This is a genomic window from Arenibacter lacus (assembly GCF_008711145.1).
GTDB classification, from domain to species: Bacteria; Bacteroidota; Bacteroidia; order Flavobacteriales; family Flavobacteriaceae; genus Arenibacter; species Arenibacter amylolyticus.
The window spans coordinates 1-556 of the sequence record NZ_VVIN01000234.1 but is presented as its reverse complement, the minus strand read 5'-3'; the positions used below and the strand labels follow the sequence as shown (position 1 = coordinate 556).

The 556-nt window shown below is 48.2% G+C and carries 1 pseudogene; it reads left to right on the top strand.

What is annotated here, in order from left to right:
- Nucleotides 1-13: 13 nt before the first annotated feature.
- Nucleotides 14-556 (top strand): annotated as a pseudogene (locus F1E73_RS17305) (imidazolonepropionase); the annotation flags it as partial.

Below are 556 nucleotides of genomic sequence, written 5' to 3'. Positions count from 1 at the left end.
GCAGCTATTAACCATGTCCGGATTACCGTTAAAGGGTGCCTTACAAGATCATCAACTACCACTCATCCAAGATGCGGGGGTACTCACCGAAGATGGGAAAATCTACGCGGTGGGACCGTTTTCGGACCTACAAATCGAAGCCAGAGATTTAAACGCCAGGATCCTCCCAATAGAGGAGGACATGGTCTGTTTCCCTGGATTTATAGATGCCCACACACATATTTGTTTTGGCGGTAGTAGAGCCAACGACTATGCGCTTAGGAATGCTGGGAAAACTTATTTAGAAATTGCCCAAACCGGGGGAGGAATCTGGGATACCGTTACCCAGACCAGGAAATCCAATTCCGCCCAACTGGTTAGAGGAATAAAAGAACGTGCCAATAGGCATTTACAACAAGGGGTGACCACCATAGAGGTGAAAAGCGGCTACGGTTTATCCGTAGAAGAGGAACTAAAGATGCTTATCGCCATTTCTACCGCCAACAAGGCACTAGCAGCCGATCTAATCCCTACCTGTTTAGCAGCCCATATGGTTCCCAAGGATTACGTGGGGTCG